Source organism: Seonamhaeicola sediminis (assembly GCF_004358095.2).
Classification (GTDB): domain Bacteria; phylum Bacteroidota; class Bacteroidia; order Flavobacteriales; family Flavobacteriaceae; genus Seonamhaeicola; species Seonamhaeicola sediminis.
In genome coordinates this window covers 1-369 of the sequence record NZ_SMZJ02000043.1, presented here as the reverse complement: position 1 = coordinate 369, position 369 = coordinate 1, and the positions used below count along the sequence as shown (strand labels likewise).

Sequence of the window (369 nt, the reverse complement as noted above, 5' to 3'; positions counted from 1 at the left end):
CCATTGATCGATAACCGATTCTGCTGCTGCGTATACTCTTGAACTACTTGGTGCCAGACTTTTTTACAATCTTAATCTTTAGTTCTCGCTCAGCGACTTTGATAAAGTGCTTGAAAAAATCCAACTCCTGATCTTTCTTTTTTAACTGTGCTTCTAGCTCTTTTATGCGTTGTTTATCCGGATTTTTCATCGGTCGACCAATACTTGTGTGATTTGGATAAGTAAAGGTACCATATTTTCGTAACCAATTGGTAATGCAACCATTGCCTCGAATATCATATTTACGTTGCAGCTGGTCTTTGTTTAAAAAACCTTGCTCGTATTCAGATACAACCAAACGTTTGAAGTTCTCACTGTAATTTCTTGGGG

Annotated in this window: 1 pseudogene; it reads right to left on the bottom strand. The window is 37.7% G+C overall.

The features are described from left to right. Positions 1–58 precede the first annotated feature (58 nt). A pseudogene (locus tag E1J38_RS15140) lies at positions 59–369 on the bottom strand (transposase); the annotation flags it as partial.